The organism is Pantoea sp. nfd-35 (assembly GCF_056892255.1).
In genome coordinates, this window is record NZ_CP122403.1 from 2597775 (window position 1) to 2612613 (window position 14839).

The 14839-nt window shown below is 48.5% G+C and carries 10 protein-coding genes and 4 pseudogenes; 6 read left to right on the forward strand and 8 right to left on the reverse strand.

The genetic code is table 11. From position 1 onward, the window contains the following. Positions 1-193 precede the first annotated feature (193 nt). Both P9J57_RS12080 and P9J57_RS12085 read left to right on the forward strand, forming a co-directional pair. Positions 194-1314: pseudogene (locus P9J57_RS12080) on the forward strand (tyrosine-type recombinase/integrase). Positions 1315-1356: 42 nt separating this feature from the next. Next, a pseudogene (locus P9J57_RS12085) lies at positions 1357-2468 on the forward strand (IS3 family transposase). A 490-nt stretch (positions 2469-2958) separates the two neighbouring features. On the opposite strand, the gene P9J57_RS12090 reads toward P9J57_RS12085, so the two are convergent. Together P9J57_RS12090 and P9J57_RS12095 are read right to left on the reverse strand one after the other, a co-directional pair. Then, the gene (locus P9J57_RS12090) at positions 2959-3339 is read right to left on the reverse strand and encodes a hypothetical protein (RefSeq protein ID WP_105083104.1); all 381 of its coding nucleotides are present in this window, start codon (positions 3337-3339) and stop codon (positions 2959-2961) included. 100 nt (positions 3340-3439) lie between these two features. Continuing rightward, complete coding sequence (locus tag P9J57_RS12095) at positions 3440-4054, reverse strand: hypothetical protein (protein WP_105083103.1); 615 nt, start codon at positions 4052-4054, stop codon at positions 3440-3442. A gap of 230 nt (positions 4055-4284) precedes the next feature. Here P9J57_RS12095 and P9J57_RS12100 point away from each other — a divergent pair. Further along, positions 4285-5242 (forward strand): annotated as a pseudogene (locus P9J57_RS12100) (IS3 family transposase). Between the two features lie 284 nt (positions 5243-5526). Here P9J57_RS12100 and P9J57_RS12105 read toward each other — a convergent pair. The 3 genes from P9J57_RS12105 to P9J57_RS12115 form a co-directional block, all read right to left on the reverse strand. Then, positions 5527-6315 carry a YiiX/YebB-like N1pC/P60 family cysteine hydrolase gene (locus P9J57_RS12105; RefSeq protein ID WP_105083102.1) on the reverse strand — a complete coding sequence of 263 codons (789 nt, stop codon included), beginning with the start codon at positions 6313-6315 and terminating at the stop codon, positions 5527-5529. 554 nt (positions 6316-6869) lie between these two features. Further along, positions 6870-7259, reverse strand: coding sequence for a hypothetical protein (locus P9J57_RS12110; RefSeq protein WP_105083101.1), 390 nt, complete (start codon positions 7257-7259; stop codon positions 6870-6872). Between the two features lie 145 nt (positions 7260-7404). Then, a complete protein-coding gene (locus P9J57_RS12115; RefSeq protein ID WP_105083100.1) occupies positions 7405-7830 on the reverse strand; it encodes a hypothetical protein in 426 nt (141 codons plus the stop codon). 339 nt (positions 7831-8169) lie between these two features. Here P9J57_RS12115 and P9J57_RS12120 point away from each other — a divergent pair, with 339 nt between their 5' ends. Next, positions 8170-8721 (forward strand): GNAT family N-acetyltransferase, encoded by a 552-nt coding sequence (locus tag P9J57_RS12120; protein WP_104933334.1) that lies wholly within the window; start codon positions 8170-8172, stop codon positions 8719-8721. A gap of 111 nt (positions 8722-8832) precedes the next feature. Beyond that, on the forward strand, positions 8833-10257 hold the full coding sequence (locus P9J57_RS12125; RefSeq protein ID WP_174260729.1) for an alpha,alpha-trehalose-phosphate synthase (UDP-forming): 1425 nt from the start codon (positions 8833-8835) through the stop codon (positions 10255-10257). Between the two features lie 173 nt (positions 10258-10430). Here P9J57_RS12125 and P9J57_RS12130 read toward each other — a convergent pair whose 3' ends face one another. Beyond that, positions 10431-12395 (reverse strand): methyl-accepting chemotaxis protein, encoded by a 1965-nt coding sequence (locus P9J57_RS12130; protein ID WP_033770758.1) that lies wholly within the window; start codon positions 12393-12395, stop codon positions 10431-10433. A gap of 358 nt (positions 12396-12753) precedes the next feature. On the opposite strand from P9J57_RS12130, the gene P9J57_RS12135 reads away from it, so the two are divergent. Continuing rightward, positions 12754-13050, forward strand: a complete 297-nt coding sequence (locus tag P9J57_RS12135) for a hypothetical protein (RefSeq protein WP_019105787.1) — start codon at positions 12754-12756, stop codon at positions 13048-13050. Positions 13051-13179: 129 nt separating this feature from the next. Here P9J57_RS12135 and P9J57_RS12140 read toward each other — a convergent pair. Together P9J57_RS12140 and P9J57_RS12145 are read right to left on the reverse strand one after the other, a co-directional pair. Then, positions 13180-13575: pseudogene (locus tag P9J57_RS12140) on the reverse strand (transposase); the annotation flags it as partial. A gap of 83 nt (positions 13576-13658) precedes the next feature. Then, complete coding sequence (locus P9J57_RS12145; RefSeq protein WP_024471205.1) at positions 13659-14837, reverse strand: Gfo/Idh/MocA family protein; 1179 nt, start codon at positions 14835-14837, stop codon at positions 13659-13661. Positions 14838-14839 lie beyond the last annotated feature (2 nt).

Consider the following 14839-nt stretch of genomic DNA (forward strand, 5'->3'; position numbering starts at 1 on the left):
AAAATGTGTTGTCTCATGAGGTTTCATTGAATCTCATGAGCTTCACAAAAACTGATTAAATCCACGCAGTTGCGTGGATTTTTTCATTTCATAACGTCTCAAATGATTTCGTAGAAGCGCAGTCAAAAATGAGTAGATGGATGAGTACAACATTCTTCCATTTTCCTTTTTAAGTGAATACAGAAACGGTGTAATAAATAAACTAGGCCCCGTTACGCTCACCAATACGCAATGTCGCACTGCCAGGCCGAAAGAAAAACTCTATCGACTTAATGATTTCAACGGTCTCTACCTCGAAGTGAAACCCAATGGCAAAAAGGCATAATGCTATCGGTTTAAACTCAGGGTAAATCAAGCATGTTTGCGTTGGGTGAGTATCTGGCGATAAAGCTCGCCGAAGCTCGCGAGAAATACGAGCAAGCGCGAAAACAGTCGCAGATGGCGTTAGCCCGACACAGGCTCGTTAGTGAGATAAGATCCGCAAGGTCAATGACGCTTCTAATAACTTTGAGCTCATCGCCAAAGAGTGGTTGCAGATGAAAGACTGGGCCGAAATCACCAAAACGCGGCGACTGGATATGCTTGAACGTGTGGTTTTCCCTGCAATCGGTAAGCTCCCAGTCAGAGAGATCACCCCACATCACATTCTGAAAATTCTTCAGGAAACGGCTAAGCGCGGCGCTCCGACCGTTGCCGCTGAAGCCCGCCGCACCATTTCATCCGTTTTTGAGCTGGCGGTGGCGACGATTAGAGCAGATAGCGATCCTGTCTGACTGGCGCGCAAGGCCCTCCCCGCCAATAAGAAACAGCATAAACAGGCATTGAGTCCACAGCAAATCGGGAGGCTATTAAGCTGTTTTGACAACAGTCGCGGCTCGTACCAAGTTAACTATTGCATGTGGCTAATGTGGTGGACGCGGGCGCGGCCAGCCGAAGTCACAGAGGCAGAATGGGCAGAATTCGATCTTGGTAACGCACTGTGGACCATTCCGGCAACGCGCATGAAAGCCCGCAGAGAACATGTTATTCGCCTTCCCTATCAAGCTGTCAACATGCTCAGAACACTACAGGGATTAACCGGGCATCGACAGCCCTTTTCCGGGCAGGGATAATCCTCCAGGTCTAATGACATCGCACTCTCTGCGCCAGCTACTTAAAAGCCTTGGCTTGAGTGGTACTTATAGCCCACATGCTACAAGAATTACAGGCTGTAAACGTTTAAACGAGATGGGCTAACGGCCTGATGCTATTGAGGCCCAACTTGCGCACGCTGATATTGTAAGTATCCCGCATAATCGTGCCATTCACATTTAGAGATCCTCCGGCATAATCACTCTGTCAACAAAGGAGATCGCTATGCGTAAAGCCCGTTTTACTGAGCATCAGATCATTGCCGTAATTAAATAGGTTGAAGCCGGACGAACCGTTAAAGATGTCTGCCGGGAGGCCGGTATCTCTGAAGCCACCTACTACAACTGGAAGTCCAGATACGGCGGCATGGAGGCTTCTGACATTAAAAAGATCAAGGATCTTGAGGACGAGAATCGGCGTCTCAAACAGATGTTTGCCGACCTGAGCCTTGAGAACCGGGCGCTGAAAGACGTTATCGAAAAAAAGCTTTAAAACCAGCCTTTAAGCGTGAGCTGGTCACTCATCTGATAACGACATTTGGACTCAGTATCCGTCAGGCCTGCCGGAGTCTGAACCTGAGCAGAACGGTTTACCATTACCGTCCGGATACCACGCGTGACGAACCCGTTATTGTCGCGTTGCAGGCAGTGGCAGACCGATACCCACGGTATGGTTTTCCAAAACTTTTCCAGGTTCTGCGGCGGCAGGGATACCCGTGGAATCACAAAAGGATCCATCGGATTTATTGTCTGCTGAAGCTGAATTTTCGCCGTAAAGGCAAACAACGGTTGCCGGTGCGTAATCCCTCGCCACTGGTCACACCGGAAGCGCTGAACCAGAGCTGGTCTGTCGATTTTATGCATGATGCTCTGGTCTGTGGCCGTCGTTTTCGCACGTTCAATGTCGTTGATGACTTTAACCGTGAGGCATTGTCGATTGAAATCGATCTGAATCTGCCAGCTTTGCGCGTGGTCCGTGTACTCGACAGGATTGCGGCAAATCGCGGCTATCCGGTCATGCTACGCATGGATAATGGTCCGGAATTTATCTCACATGCACTGGCTGAATGGGCAGAGCAACATGCAGTAAAACTGGAATTTATTCAGCCGGGTAAGCCGACGCGGAACGCTTTTATTGAGCGCTTTAACCGAACATACCGTACAGAAATACTCGATTTTTATCTGTTCAGAACGCTGAATGAAGTGCGGGAAATCACGGAAAGGTGGGTGTCAGAATATAACTGTGAACGCCCGCATGAATCACTGAACAATATGACGCCGGAGGAATATCGGCAACACAATCATTTGGCCGGGATCTCAAAAAATGCCTGGAACTAAAACGGGTCTATCTACATTAGGAAGGGTTATTATGTAGCCTTAAATGAAGTCATCTGCTGAGGAGTTAGTGTTTGTAAGCCCGTCAGCAACTATGACAGGCTTATAATATGTCAAGAATTTGATTAGGAATTTAGTTTCCTTCCTTTAATTTCAGTTACAACAGAGTCGATGCTGGGCCTGGAGTGAGCAAAAAGGCTATATATTGTACATAGTAAACATATAATCAGACCAATTATAAAAAGCCCTTTCCACGCTCCAGCATCAATCCCTGCAAAATTTTTAAAATCAGAGGTTAATAAAGAGATAAGTATCGTAAACCCTATGCTTAAGTAAGTTATCCAAGATTTGCTTTTGCTAATATTTTGTGAGTAATTGTTGAGTATTAATAATAGCTTATCTTCACTAACTTCAATTAAAGATGACTTAATATTTGAAGATATCTCATCTACTTCAATAGTTCTGGTATTAAGGTTTTGATTTCCAGTAGGCATCATAATTCCCTAATCCAAAATTGAAGGGTAATAAAGTTAGTTTCACCAATAAGCGCGTTGTATAACATTAGGTCAACTATGTGGGTCTCCTCAATAGTAACCAATTCAAAGGGCTTGTTAAGTGATGTACCTAGCGGACTATTCCAGTTGGTAATGACGAAGTCTGCTGTACCATCTTTTTGGGGAGAAAATCCTGCTGAAGGATTTGATTTTTCATCATTATAAAATTTAATATTGATTGATATCTTAACCGGACTGCTCAAGCTGACTGCGTCGTTTTGGTCAAACAACAATTGCAGTTTCAAGGCTTCATTAGGTGGGATAAGATATTGAGAAGTTCCTAAAAATGTTCTGTTACCCAGAGTAGCTATCTCTTTCATGAGAAAATTCCTAAAAAATAAAATACTATCATTAATATCAAATTAGTCAAGGTTCTCTTATGTTCGGCGAAGATCGGGAGTTTTCCCAACTCGATCTAATTTAAATGTATGAGTTAATAATCTTCCCTCGCCCCGTATAGCACGAAATTATTACGACACCAATTTGATAGCAATCATTTTTATGACTCTTTCCTCTACAATTGCAAAGGTAAACACGTTCATGGAAGTTCTTAGAATAACTCTCTATTTCGTCTTTTGCACGTCCCACAGTTAAAGGGTTGAAAGAATGGTAAAAGCCTACGCACCAGAAGGAACGCTGTTTAATTTCTGTTTCAGCGTAATGTGATTTTATTATAGATCTAACTTTAACAATGTCTTTTAACATTGCCTTGACTAAAGTTGTTGCTTTGATAGCTCTCTTGAATTCAATATAAAAATAATTATTCCTTGCTGTATTTGGCTTTCTGAAAATTAAATCAACAAACATGTAAAGCCTTCCAAGTTTACTTCTCCCATCCGACTTAGCTTTTAATTCCCTTCTTGTTTTGAATTTCTTTTTGTTTAAAAGAAAGTACTCAAACTCAATCTGAAACCATTTCTCCCAGTCATTGTATTCATTTTTAATGACATAAGCGAATTTTTCTTTAATTTCCTTTCGGGTTAAAAATTCCAATAACAAGCATTTAACCAAATTAAAATCCTGAAGCTCACTCATTGTTAAAACCATAATTAATAAAAAAAGAATATTATTATAATGATAAGTATTAATCAACTCGCTAAGCAATATGGCTATGATGAGTCCATCATAAGGTAAATTTTGATTCTATAAGGCCTATATATGAGTCTTTCTGAGCAAGATATTAGGGTGACCCTGGCCCAAAATCCTACTCTGTTCAGAAACAGAATTCCGGCATGATTAATCCCCCCCGAGCGGAGGTTGAGCCAATGAAAAAGTCACGATTCACTGAAGAACAGATTGTCTTTGCCCTCAGGCAGGCTGAACAGGGTACATCAGTACCGGAGGTCTGTCGCAAGCTGGGTATCCCCGATGCCACATTCTGTACGTGGCGCAAGAAATACGGCTTGATTTCACCATCTGAACTGAAGCATATGCGACAGCCTGAGGAAGAGAATCTCAGGCTGAAGAAGCGGGTTGCTGATCTGAGCCTCGACAAGGCCATGCTGCAGGATGTGCTGGCAAAAAAGAACTTACGCTGGCGCGACTGCGCGAATGGGTCCGGGATCTGCAGGCACGCTAAGCCTGCGCATCAGGGAGTTCAGCGAAACCCGGATCCACTATGGCTATCGCAGAGTTCACGCCATGCTCAGGCGTAAAGGCTGGCAGCATAACCATAAACGCATCTGTCGACTCTACAGCGAGCAGGGTCTGTCCCTGCGTCTCAAACGTCCACTTCGTAACAAATCGGCACAGCGCCGACAACCCCAGCATCAGGGATTGTATCCGAATCATATCCGGGGCATGGACTTTGTCTCTGACGCATTATTTGACGGGCGTCGGTTACACCTGCTGACGGTAATTGATCTCTACACGCGTGAATGTCTGGGGATCTGCGTGGTCCAGAATCTGCGCTCAACGGAGGTTGCGGAGATGCTTGACAGTATTGCGTTCAGACGTCCTTTACCACAGTTGCTGAAAACCGATAACGGCTCTGAGTTTGCAGGAAAAATGCTGGACAAGTGGGTGTATGAACGGGGGAGCCGTATAGACTTCTCACGCCCGGGAACCCCAACGGAAAATGCGACGGTGGAGTCGTTCAACGGCAGGCTGCGGGAGTAATGCCTGAATGAAAACGGGTTCATGTCGCTGGAAGATGCCCGGTGCAAAATTGAGGCCTGGCGCATACACTATAACCAGAGACGTACCCATTCTACACTGGGCTGAATGACGCCGTCAGAATTTGCCGGGAAATCTGCCGGTTGCTAGAATATGCAGCCAGACTGAAGCCGGATATTACTGGTTATGAATGGATCATATACGGGGAGCGGGTCATTATGAAGACATTACTAACACTGCGGTGTGTTAATAAACGGGGAGCACGTAACTGGTAACTGGTAACTGGTAACTGGTAACTGGTAACTGCATCTCAACATTTTTACCAACACTTGCACATAAAGATCTTATTGGATAGTGAATGACACTTTATGCATAACTACATGAGAGCAGTACTAATTTCTTTTTATTCGATGCTTTGATCTTGAGTCCCAGAAGTCATACAGAAGGTTACTTTCAGATTCCTCGAGGTCTTTAATATTTTCTGATAATATCTCGTACAAACTTTCACTCTGAAACTCAACCGGTAACTGGTCATGTGAGTCTTTCATAAAATGTACAATGGTCGAATATACAGAGAGGTCATTGCATTGGTTTTTTGCTATGTTTACCAGTGATCTTTTTGTTGAAAAAATAGCCTCAAGGTTTTTTATTACAAAAATGTCATCTAATTTTTCTCGATAGGTATCAGATACATCGCTCCACTTATCTTTTTCCAAAAGAAGACTTTCAAAATCAACAGGAAGAGCGTTACTAAAAGTTATTAACCTTTCACCTTTTTCGCGTCTAAAAATATCAATACCAATATTCCTGAAGACTACATCAACAAACTGAGAGCAGAAAAGAGATTTTTCATTCTCTCTGAGAATGATGCCTTTGTTATATGTCTTTTTCAGGTGAAATATTGCAAGTTCTTGTACTTTTTCTTCAATCTCTTGGTGCACGCCGCAATGTCTAATGACTCTCCAGTTACCTTCAGATTCACTAATCAATTCAGAGAGGAAAATTAAGTCAACGCCGCAAGACTTGCCAGCATGTATAAATCCGCCCTCACCTAAACTTAATGCAATATGGGTTGTGTTTACAGATCTTTGTGGGCGTAAAATCTTTTGTCCTAAAATGTTACCCCGAGTTCGATTATTAACTAAAAGAACATCACCTGCATTCAAGCCAAAAATAGACATTTTCTTTCCTTTTACTAGTAGTTTATCTCATCAAGACCTATCAATTTTAATTCCACGTATTTTTTATCACAGTTTTAATCATGGAACATAGTCAAAGGGGCATTTAAAATACTCATTGCCTGAAAGACCACTGACAGATTCTGTTAGTAGCCCCCCCCACTCTGATAAATTCCATTGCTCCCGAATAACTCTTTCCATTGAGGGAAGCATCCTCTCGCAAGATCACCTCCACTCAGATCATTTTGAGCTGGGGGAGGATATCTCTGTGTCCTTAGACATTTGTCTCAAATCTCCTTGTGTGCTGCCTTCATCCCAGACATAGGCTCGCGATCACAATAAGCAGAATGACATGAACTAGGGATAGCGGATTCTCCTCAGGACTGTTGCAATCATCTTATGTCACTTCATCCTTAAGCTTGATCCCCTTGCTACCTTCACACGAGCTATCCAGTTGCAGGTATGCTGAACGCGTTTACGCCACGCACTAAAAGCGTCATGCGCATAATCAAATGCACCCGGCTGCTCACAAGATATGATTAGAAGCTTGTGTGCAGTCACTGTAGTTGCTTCAACGGATAAGAATTGGAGCTACTGGAACCGTCGCTGTAGACCTCTGTAATAATGATTTTTTTACCCTCAACAGCATATTTGACTGTGCTGTCTGCAGGATCGTCCCGCCAGCGACCGGTGCTGTCAGGGTTGTCAGACGCCCACATCACTTGATTGCCGATAAGTTTGCACTTGATGGCCCAGCGGGTGTCATCGCTCTGTCGGATATAATGTACGTAAGCAGTACCTGACTCGACTTTGTCCAGCTGCATAATTTTGTGGTCACGGCCGAACATCGCCGCTGAAGCAGCCTTGCAAATCTGACCCACCGTCACTTCAGAAGCCAGTACCGGAGCAGCAAACACGAGCGGAACAAGAAGCAGGAGTTTATTCATGCGGATCCATCCTTTTGGTTATGTTCATGATTAACGCTTAATGTATATTTCGGCAGCCTAGAGTATTTCTTGACGAGAATTTAGCGTTGCGATGACAGGTGTGACTAACAGGATCCCTAGCGTAATCTCAGACACTCCCCGACTGTCAGTCCAGCTCCTGCTGTGCATCCTCAGCATGGTAAGCGAACGAAACATCGGGCATGAGGTCGGTTTTCTCAATGGTTGCCAGCACGGACTGCGTTGAAGCCTCGGAAATAACCTTCATCGCCTCATCACGTATTTCAACATACGCAGGGTCTTCACGGGGCACGAAAGGCTCCAGGAGGTGGGCAATGGCTTTACCGTTAACAGAAAGGCTGAACGTGCCAGCAGCACGATCCACATTCCAGATGTAGATGAGTGGCCATAGCCCCAGCTCGTCGCATTCAGCCTCACTGCGGATCCCCGGCAGGTACACAGGCATCGACAACTTTTCATCACTCAGCGTCAGCGCGATAAACTGTTGCGCCGTCAGTCGGGGAGCTTGCCCGGGCTCAGCGTCAGGTTTTTTCTTTTTAAAGAATCCGAACATGGTCTTTCCTTGTTTATGACGAATCGGAGGATAGTCACTGTCTTACTGAGCTGATTAATCAGGGCATCACTGTGACCTGCCCCCGGGATTAGATGCAACGCTCACTTAGTAATGTCGGATCCTTGACCCGCTCCCCGTATGTGATCCATTCATAATCGGGAATATCCGGTTTAAGACCGATCCCTTAACACCTGATAATGGGCACAGCCAGCCCATATCACCGCTTTTCCTTTGCATCCTTTTTACACCTCGCCATTTCTTTTTTACGCCACTTTTACACGCCGGGCGTTTTAATCAACGGCACCGGGTACTCATGGCCCATGCATAAGGAAGTCGTTGATGAAATGCGTTAATGCGCCCTTTTCTCTGCCTGTCAGTGGCAATGCCGCCTTAGTCGAGCTGGCTGAGCAGCAACGTCTTCGGCTGATGTCACCCCGTAAATGGTTCAGAGACGCGATTGAGGTCAACACCGATCCGACCAGGCTTAACCCCCGGCTGATTGCTCAATGGCTGGGGGCGACGATCCCCGATGCGCGCCTTCTGACGCTGGCGTTGAACAGCAGTCTCTGTTTTGGCGTCTACCGTAATGCACGACAAATCGGCTTTGCACGCGTCGTAACCGATATGGCCGAAACCTGGGTAATCCAGGATCTGTTTATTTCGCCAGAATATCGCTTTATCGGTCTGGGATCCTGGCTATTGCGCTGCTGTCTGTCGCATCCAGGTGCCTGCGGCTGCCATAGTATTATCGCCCTGAGTGAATCCGCACCGGAGTTTCTTCAACACAACGGCTTCATCTGTCATCCCTCACTGCCGGGTATTTACGTGGCGCCGCCTCAGTATCACGGCGTTGACTATCCAGCAGGCTCCGATATCACACGTAGACATTAAGCGACTATAACGATGAGCAGCCTGCTTCAGTTTCTCATTCGGCCTCAATTATCCAGCTGTTGGTCGTTAAGCAATGCGACTGACGAACCTCTGTCTCACAAGGAAAACACCATGTCAGGTCTTATCCTGGTATCACATAATCATTCTCAACGCTCCACGCTTACTGCGATTTACGAAGGCATTCTCGCCCATCAAGGTGGGCTCTGGGTGAGCTGGGATGGCCAGACCGCAGTTCTGCCATTGGATACGGCAAGACCTCTGTCATCTCAGCAGAAAGATCACTATGAAACCCTGACCTTTCCCCTGACACCCGGCGAGGCGAATGAGGGTTATCACAATTACGTTCATAAAGGACTCTGGCCTGTTTTCCACCAGCGCCCGGATCTGGCTCGTTTTTCCGCTGACGGCTATCGGGAATATAAAAATATTAATGAGGCTTATGCGCGTGCCATTTGTGAGCACGCCCTGCCCGAGGACAGAATCTGGATACAGGATTATCATCTGCTGGGTTGCGCCCGCTATCTTCGCGAAGCCGGTTTGACCAATCCAGTGGGCTTTTTTCTGCATCAGCCTTTCCCATCGGGCAAGATGTTTGAGGCCATTCCCGACTGGCGCTGGCTCACCGAATCCCTGCTGTGCTGTGACGTGATCGGTTTTCAGACGGTACAGGACATGAACAACTTTATTGTCTGGCTGGAAAGTGAATTCCGTACAGAGCGTTTGGCTGGCGACAGCTTTCGGGTACAAGGCCGTATTGTCCGGCTCGGCGTCTTTCCTGTGGGGATTGACCTTGACGATGCCCGCTGTCTGCGCGACAGCAATAGCTGTGCCTTCATGGAAATGCAGTGCCGCGAAAACTTGCCAGAAAATACCGTACTGAGTGGCGGCCATCTTGATGACAGTGCCGGGCTGCCTTACCGAATCAGCGCCGTGGAAGTGCTGCTGCGCAAACATGCTGTTTACCAAAAAAATATCACCCTGTTGCAGTTGGCTCCGCCCTCTGCCGGGTATGCGCATCGCGCGCCGGAAATCAGTCAAACCTTAGAAACCCTGTGCGGCGAGTTTAACGGCGTGCACGGCATGATGAACTGGTACCCGGTGAACTGTCTGACGCATGCTTACAGTCGGGAAGAGCAGGCGGGAATCTATCGCGCTTCCCGTGTTGCGCTGGTGACCCCACTGATGGCGGGCATGAGCCTGATGGCGAAGATGTATGTTGCACTTCAGGATCCCGATAACCCTGGCGTGCTGATCCTGTCGCAGTTTGCAGGCGCAGCAGAGCAGATGGACGGCGCGATAATCGTCAATCCTTACGATCCCGATGCGATGGCCGATGCCATTCATAGCGCACTGCTGATGCCGGTCAGGGAACGGCGTCATCTTCACGCGCGTCTGATGAAGGGATTGCATTTGCACAGCAGTCATCGCTGGTCTCAGGCATTTTTGTCCATGCTGAGCGATCAGCCCGTGATGCCCGGGCCGGTCGTCGCAACCGCCCCCTCTTTGCGTCTGAACAGTAGTCGGGCCCGATACTGACGTTACCGTCCTCAGTAAGCGGCAGGTCTGCATCGCCTCTGCTTTGCGGACCGGGCTTTTAGCTGCAACACAACGATGAAATAGCCTGAAAACGGCTCAGCCCTGAGCCATTTTCATCAAGCTATTGAATCGCAGCCGCTGGTGCAGCGTGGTGATAACGGCTGAGGCGTGCGTTAACGAGAAGCCGAAAGGGTTTGCAGCACTTTCAGCTCGGCCACCGCTTCCTGCATGGCATCCATTCCCGCCGTTAAGGTGCGCAGGCTATCCAACTGTTTCGCCATACCTGCCCGCTCATGGCGGGTGCGGTCGCTCATCGCCGCTATGGCATCGGCTGCGTGGATACTGCGCTCTGCCATGTCCGTGGCAGTTTGCACGGTGTTTGTCGCCACATTGCGAATGCGGGAAATCGTGCTGACCGCATCGTTGATATTGCTTGCCGTGGCTTCCGCCTGCTCTTTGGAGGATTGCGCCAGACGACGCACTTCTCCGGCGACAACCGCAAACCCCCTGCCCGCCTCACCCGCACGGGCGGCTTCAACAGCCGCATTAAGCGCCAGAATATTGGTCTGGAACGCGATATTGCTGATGCCATGCGTAATGACGTTGATGCCATTGGAGATCGCCTCCAGATCGTCCAACCCGTCGCCTAAGCGGCCCTGTGCCTGCTGGCTCTCTTTGGCGATATCGCTGATAGCGCGGATGCTGCTCTCGGCCATCGTCAACGCCTCACTCTGGCTCTGGGTTGCCGCCTCAAGCACCGGCAGTGCCTGGACGATAGGCGCTAACTCCTGCTGATAATTCACCACGCGCGCCAGCACGCCGGACTGCACCCTGTTCAGCGCCTCCCAGCGACGCAGGGCGCGCTGAGCGTAGTGAGCCGCATAGCTGGCATATTCCACCGGGAATTGCGCCATCGCATTGACGCTGTGATTAAAGAACACCAGCGCAGAGAGCGTCTGGTTGATCGGCACGCCGAGAATCTCACCAAAACTGGAGAAGCCGGCGGCCGGGATCCCTTTAAAGAAATGCGCATCGTGCAGCTTATCGGCATTCCCTACGCGACGCAGTATGCAATCGTTCATCAGAATCGCTGCCGGTTTGCCGTGGCGTTGGGTAAAGGCCTGCCAGTCACGCTGCGTGGCCTGTTTAAAATCGGTTTCACGCATTAAGTAAAGCCGATCGCCAAATTCCAGGTCGCAGAAAAACTGCACGCTCTGGCTGTCCATTTTCGCCACGGAACGAATAAAGAAGGCTTCGCCTACCTTGACGGCAAATGTCAGACCTTTAAGCCGCTCGCTGAGCTGCTGTTCGTTGCAGCCAAGATGTTCGGCCAGCGCCTGGGTGAATGGCTGCTGCTGTCCCTGCGCGTTGAACACCGACGTCAACGTACGCTTTACCGGATCGGCCTCTGCAATCAGCCAGCTTTTATTCAGCGGTTCGAAATTCTGGCTTTTGAAGGGTGCGAAGGATTTACCCGCTGCCATTTTGCAGAACACGATAACGGCCTTGCCCTGCAGCACACGACCGCCGACACCCATCCATGTGCCGTCAAAGGTTGCACGTCCTCCTGCGGAGCCACCAATCGCCAGGCACGGAAAGCGCCCGGTGTTATACCAGGCCTGCATCAGAAAGCCTTCTGATGCGGACAGTCCGTCGCAGTAAATCATAGCGAAGGTGCGATCGGCAGAAAGCGGCATGCGCAGCTTCAGTGCGGCCAATTCATGCTGAATGGCGCTGATGCGATCGGTCGCCGTGTGCGTGTCGTGAAGATGCAGATCGACAATGTGCGTTTCATGCTCCGCTATCAGGTTGCGAGGCAGCCAGAGCCAGCTGCCCTCTTGTCCGTCTCCCTTGCAGTAAGTTGTCTGCTTGCCGCTGGCGCTGAGCGCCCCGTTCGAGGAGAGCGTAATGACGGTCAGATCCGCCGATGTTAAACGTTGCCATGCCTGACTGACCTTCTGAAAATCTGCCTCTGGCGGTACAAACGTCAGCAAAATACCCGCAGCACGTTTGCTAAGGCCTGCAGCAGAGAGCGATGCAGGTAAGCTTTCACAGTGAAAGATCCCGTCCGCGGGCCGAGCGGCCCCTGCAAAACGGGAACCGGTTAAGCTTCTGGTCATTGTCTTAATGACAGACATATTGTTATTTCCATTGTAATTAAAAGGAATGCACGTACTGGTGTTGTAAAAAAGAGGGCCAAATGCTGCGCCGGTATGACCAGAACGCATGAGCCCTCTTCAGCCCCAAAAATGAGCTGAGCATGCGTTATCGACTCACGCGGCCATAGCTTCAGCGATTACCGGGATTATTATTAGCGATGCGTGCGGGTAAGCGTTTGCGTTTGATGTCCGTCAGGTACAGAGAAAGTTTGCGCCAGTTTAAAAGAATGAACGTCGGCTCAGAGCGAGAAGTGGTCTTTTGTTAATTTTCCAGAAATGAAGTGGGTATGCTTTGACTTTCCGCCTTGATGAACACCTTCACAACAGGATGGACAAGATGAAACAGGTCAGGATTTATACACTCAAAGACAGCCAGTCAGCAGAAATTTATTTTCACATACACTGGCCCCGACACAGGGTTTCTCTTTCTGCTTTTGATATTTATGTCAATGATGTCTATCTGGGAGAAAACTGTCAGGTCATTGCAACAGTGACCTATCAGGAGGGAGCCGATATACAGGCTATCAATCAGAAATACATGAGCAGCGAGGCGTTCATGTCAGACATGAAGGGTTTCGACATGTCTTCAATCCTCCGGGTGAACGAAATCACCATTAAAGAAACACTTTTCTGACCATGCGACGTTCACAGTCAACTGAGGCGTTCCCTTTTTAGCCTCTGAAATTTGTACACCGCAACTCAGTCGCCCTTATCGCGGTGTTCAGACAGAAAGCAATTGATCGGTTCACTTCTGGCTGTGAGTTCAATCAACGGATGAAACACATTGGTCAAAACGCTCTCCGGGGAATTCAGAGCCTGGCGCATTTCCCGGCCTTTCGCTGAGCTGCCTGACAACAGGGTTTAATCTTTGCCAGGGGGGAACAGATGCGTCGCTTCCTTTTGGAAAGTGTTGTCTGAGGGATCTGTTCGTCATTTCATTTGAGCCACATCGCGCGGGAGCTTAGGGATCACAGACCTAAATCTGGATGTCTGTCTCTACAGTAAATCGGGTGCGGCGGGTTAGTTCGGCGCTCCGATCCCGTGTTTATGTTTTATAACGCTCGAAAGCTCATTTCCGGGCTTGTTTGATGAGGGCAGATATCACCGTTAAGGCCTTGTTGTCTCTGATACAGGTGGGGATTACTAAGCGGGAGTGGCGTTATGAGAGGGTAAGAATACTGGTGGTTTTAAGCCCTCACCCATTACCTGGCCACTTGCCACAGTGGCCAGGTACGTTAATGATTATTTAATATTGAAATCAATCCATTCACCGCCCGCATCAGCAGATTTGACGCAGTGCTCTACCCAGTTCACACCGATCTGACCGGCGTGCACATCGGGATACCAGAATGATTCCAGGAATTTCGCGTCGCCACGATCGGTTGCATCCATTGCAATCGCAAAGCGGCGATAAAGATTAGACCATGCTTCAAACAATCCTTCCGGGTGTCCACCCCCGATGCGATCGTCAGCCAGAGCCTGCGAACTGAGATAAGGCATTCCGCGTTCAAGGATCCGAACAGGCTCCCCCTGGATTTCATAGCGAAGCTGGTTAGGTTGCTCATCCCACCACTCCAGGCTTGCCTTCGAACCCACAACACGAATTTTCTGACCATGCATAGAACCGCAGTTCACCGCTGAGCACCACATAGAACCCACCGCACCGTTGTCATATTCCATCAGCACATAGGCGTTATCTTCCAGCGGTGCGCGGGATTTGACAAAGCTCTGCCGCGAGCACAGCAACCGTGTGATGCTCAATTGAGGCAGCATCGTTTCAGCCAGAAACAGCGGATGGGTAGCCAGATCGCCCAGAACATAACCTGGCCCGACATATTTAGGGTCCACGCGCCAGCGGGTGGAGGGATTATCCAGTTCTACTGCTTCTGCATGAAAACCGTGCGCGAAGGACATGTTAATGATACGGATATCACCGAGCAGCCCTTCCTCGATCATCTGCCGCGCCTGCAAAATTAATTGATGCCCTGCATATCCATATGTGACACCAATGATTTTTGTATGGGTTCTGCATAACGCCGCAAGAATGCTTGCTTCCTCGCCGGTAAAACAGAGCGGCTTTTCGCAAATCACATGCAAACCGGCTTCCAGTGCAGCTTTGCATATAGCAAAGTGTGTATTGTTTGGGGTGGCAATTGAGACAGCTTCAATGCCATCTTCACGACTCGCCTCTTCCCGGAACAGGGTTGCATAATCGGGATAGCATCGATCTTCTGCAATACCGAGTTGAACACCAAAGGCTTTACCTCGTTCAGCATCAATATCTAATACGCCTGCCAGTAAAGTGAATGCGTTGTCTCTTAAGGCTGCAGAACGATGAATATAACCAATCTGGCTTGTGCCACCTCCCCCAACCATTCCCCAACGAACAGATCTGTTAAGCGGTTTTAGTCCGTTAATCATAA

Bases quoted from the DNA above. Each gene is read 5' to 3' on its own strand.
- P9J57_RS12110 (WP_105083101.1), bottom strand. From the start codon at position 7,259: ATGAATAAACTCCTGCTTCTTGTTCCGCTCGTGTTTGCTGCTCCGGTA.
- P9J57_RS12090 (WP_105083104.1), bottom strand. From the start codon at position 3,339: ATGAAAGAGATAGCTACTCTGGGTAACAGAACATTTTTAGGAACTTCT.
- P9J57_RS12095 (WP_105083103.1), bottom strand. From the start codon at position 4,054: ATGAGTGAGCTTCAGGATTTTAATTTGGTTAAATGCTTGTTATTGGAA.
- P9J57_RS12115 (WP_105083100.1), bottom strand. From the start codon at position 7,830: ATGTTCGGATTCTTTAAAAAGAAAAAACCTGACGCTGAGCCCGGGCAA.
- P9J57_RS12120 (WP_104933334.1), top strand. From the start codon at position 8,170: ATGAAATGCGTTAATGCGCCCTTTTCTCTGCCTGTCAGTGGCAATGCC.
- P9J57_RS12105 (WP_105083102.1), bottom strand. From the start codon at position 6,315: ATGTCTATTTTTGGCTTGAATGCAGGTGATGTTCTTTTAGTTAATAAT.
- P9J57_RS12125 (WP_174260729.1), top strand. From the start codon at position 8,833: ATGTCAGGTCTTATCCTGGTATCACATAATCATTCTCAACGCTCCACG.
- P9J57_RS12135 (WP_019105787.1), top strand. From the start codon at position 12,754: ATGAAACAGGTCAGGATTTATACACTCAAAGACAGCCAGTCAGCAGAA.
- P9J57_RS12130 (WP_033770758.1), bottom strand. From the start codon at position 12,395: ATGTCTGTCATTAAGACAATGACCAGAAGCTTAACCGGTTCCCGTTTT.
- P9J57_RS12145 (WP_024471205.1), bottom strand. From the start codon at position 14,837: ATGATTAACGGACTAAAACCGCTTAACAGATCTGTTCGTTGGGGAATG.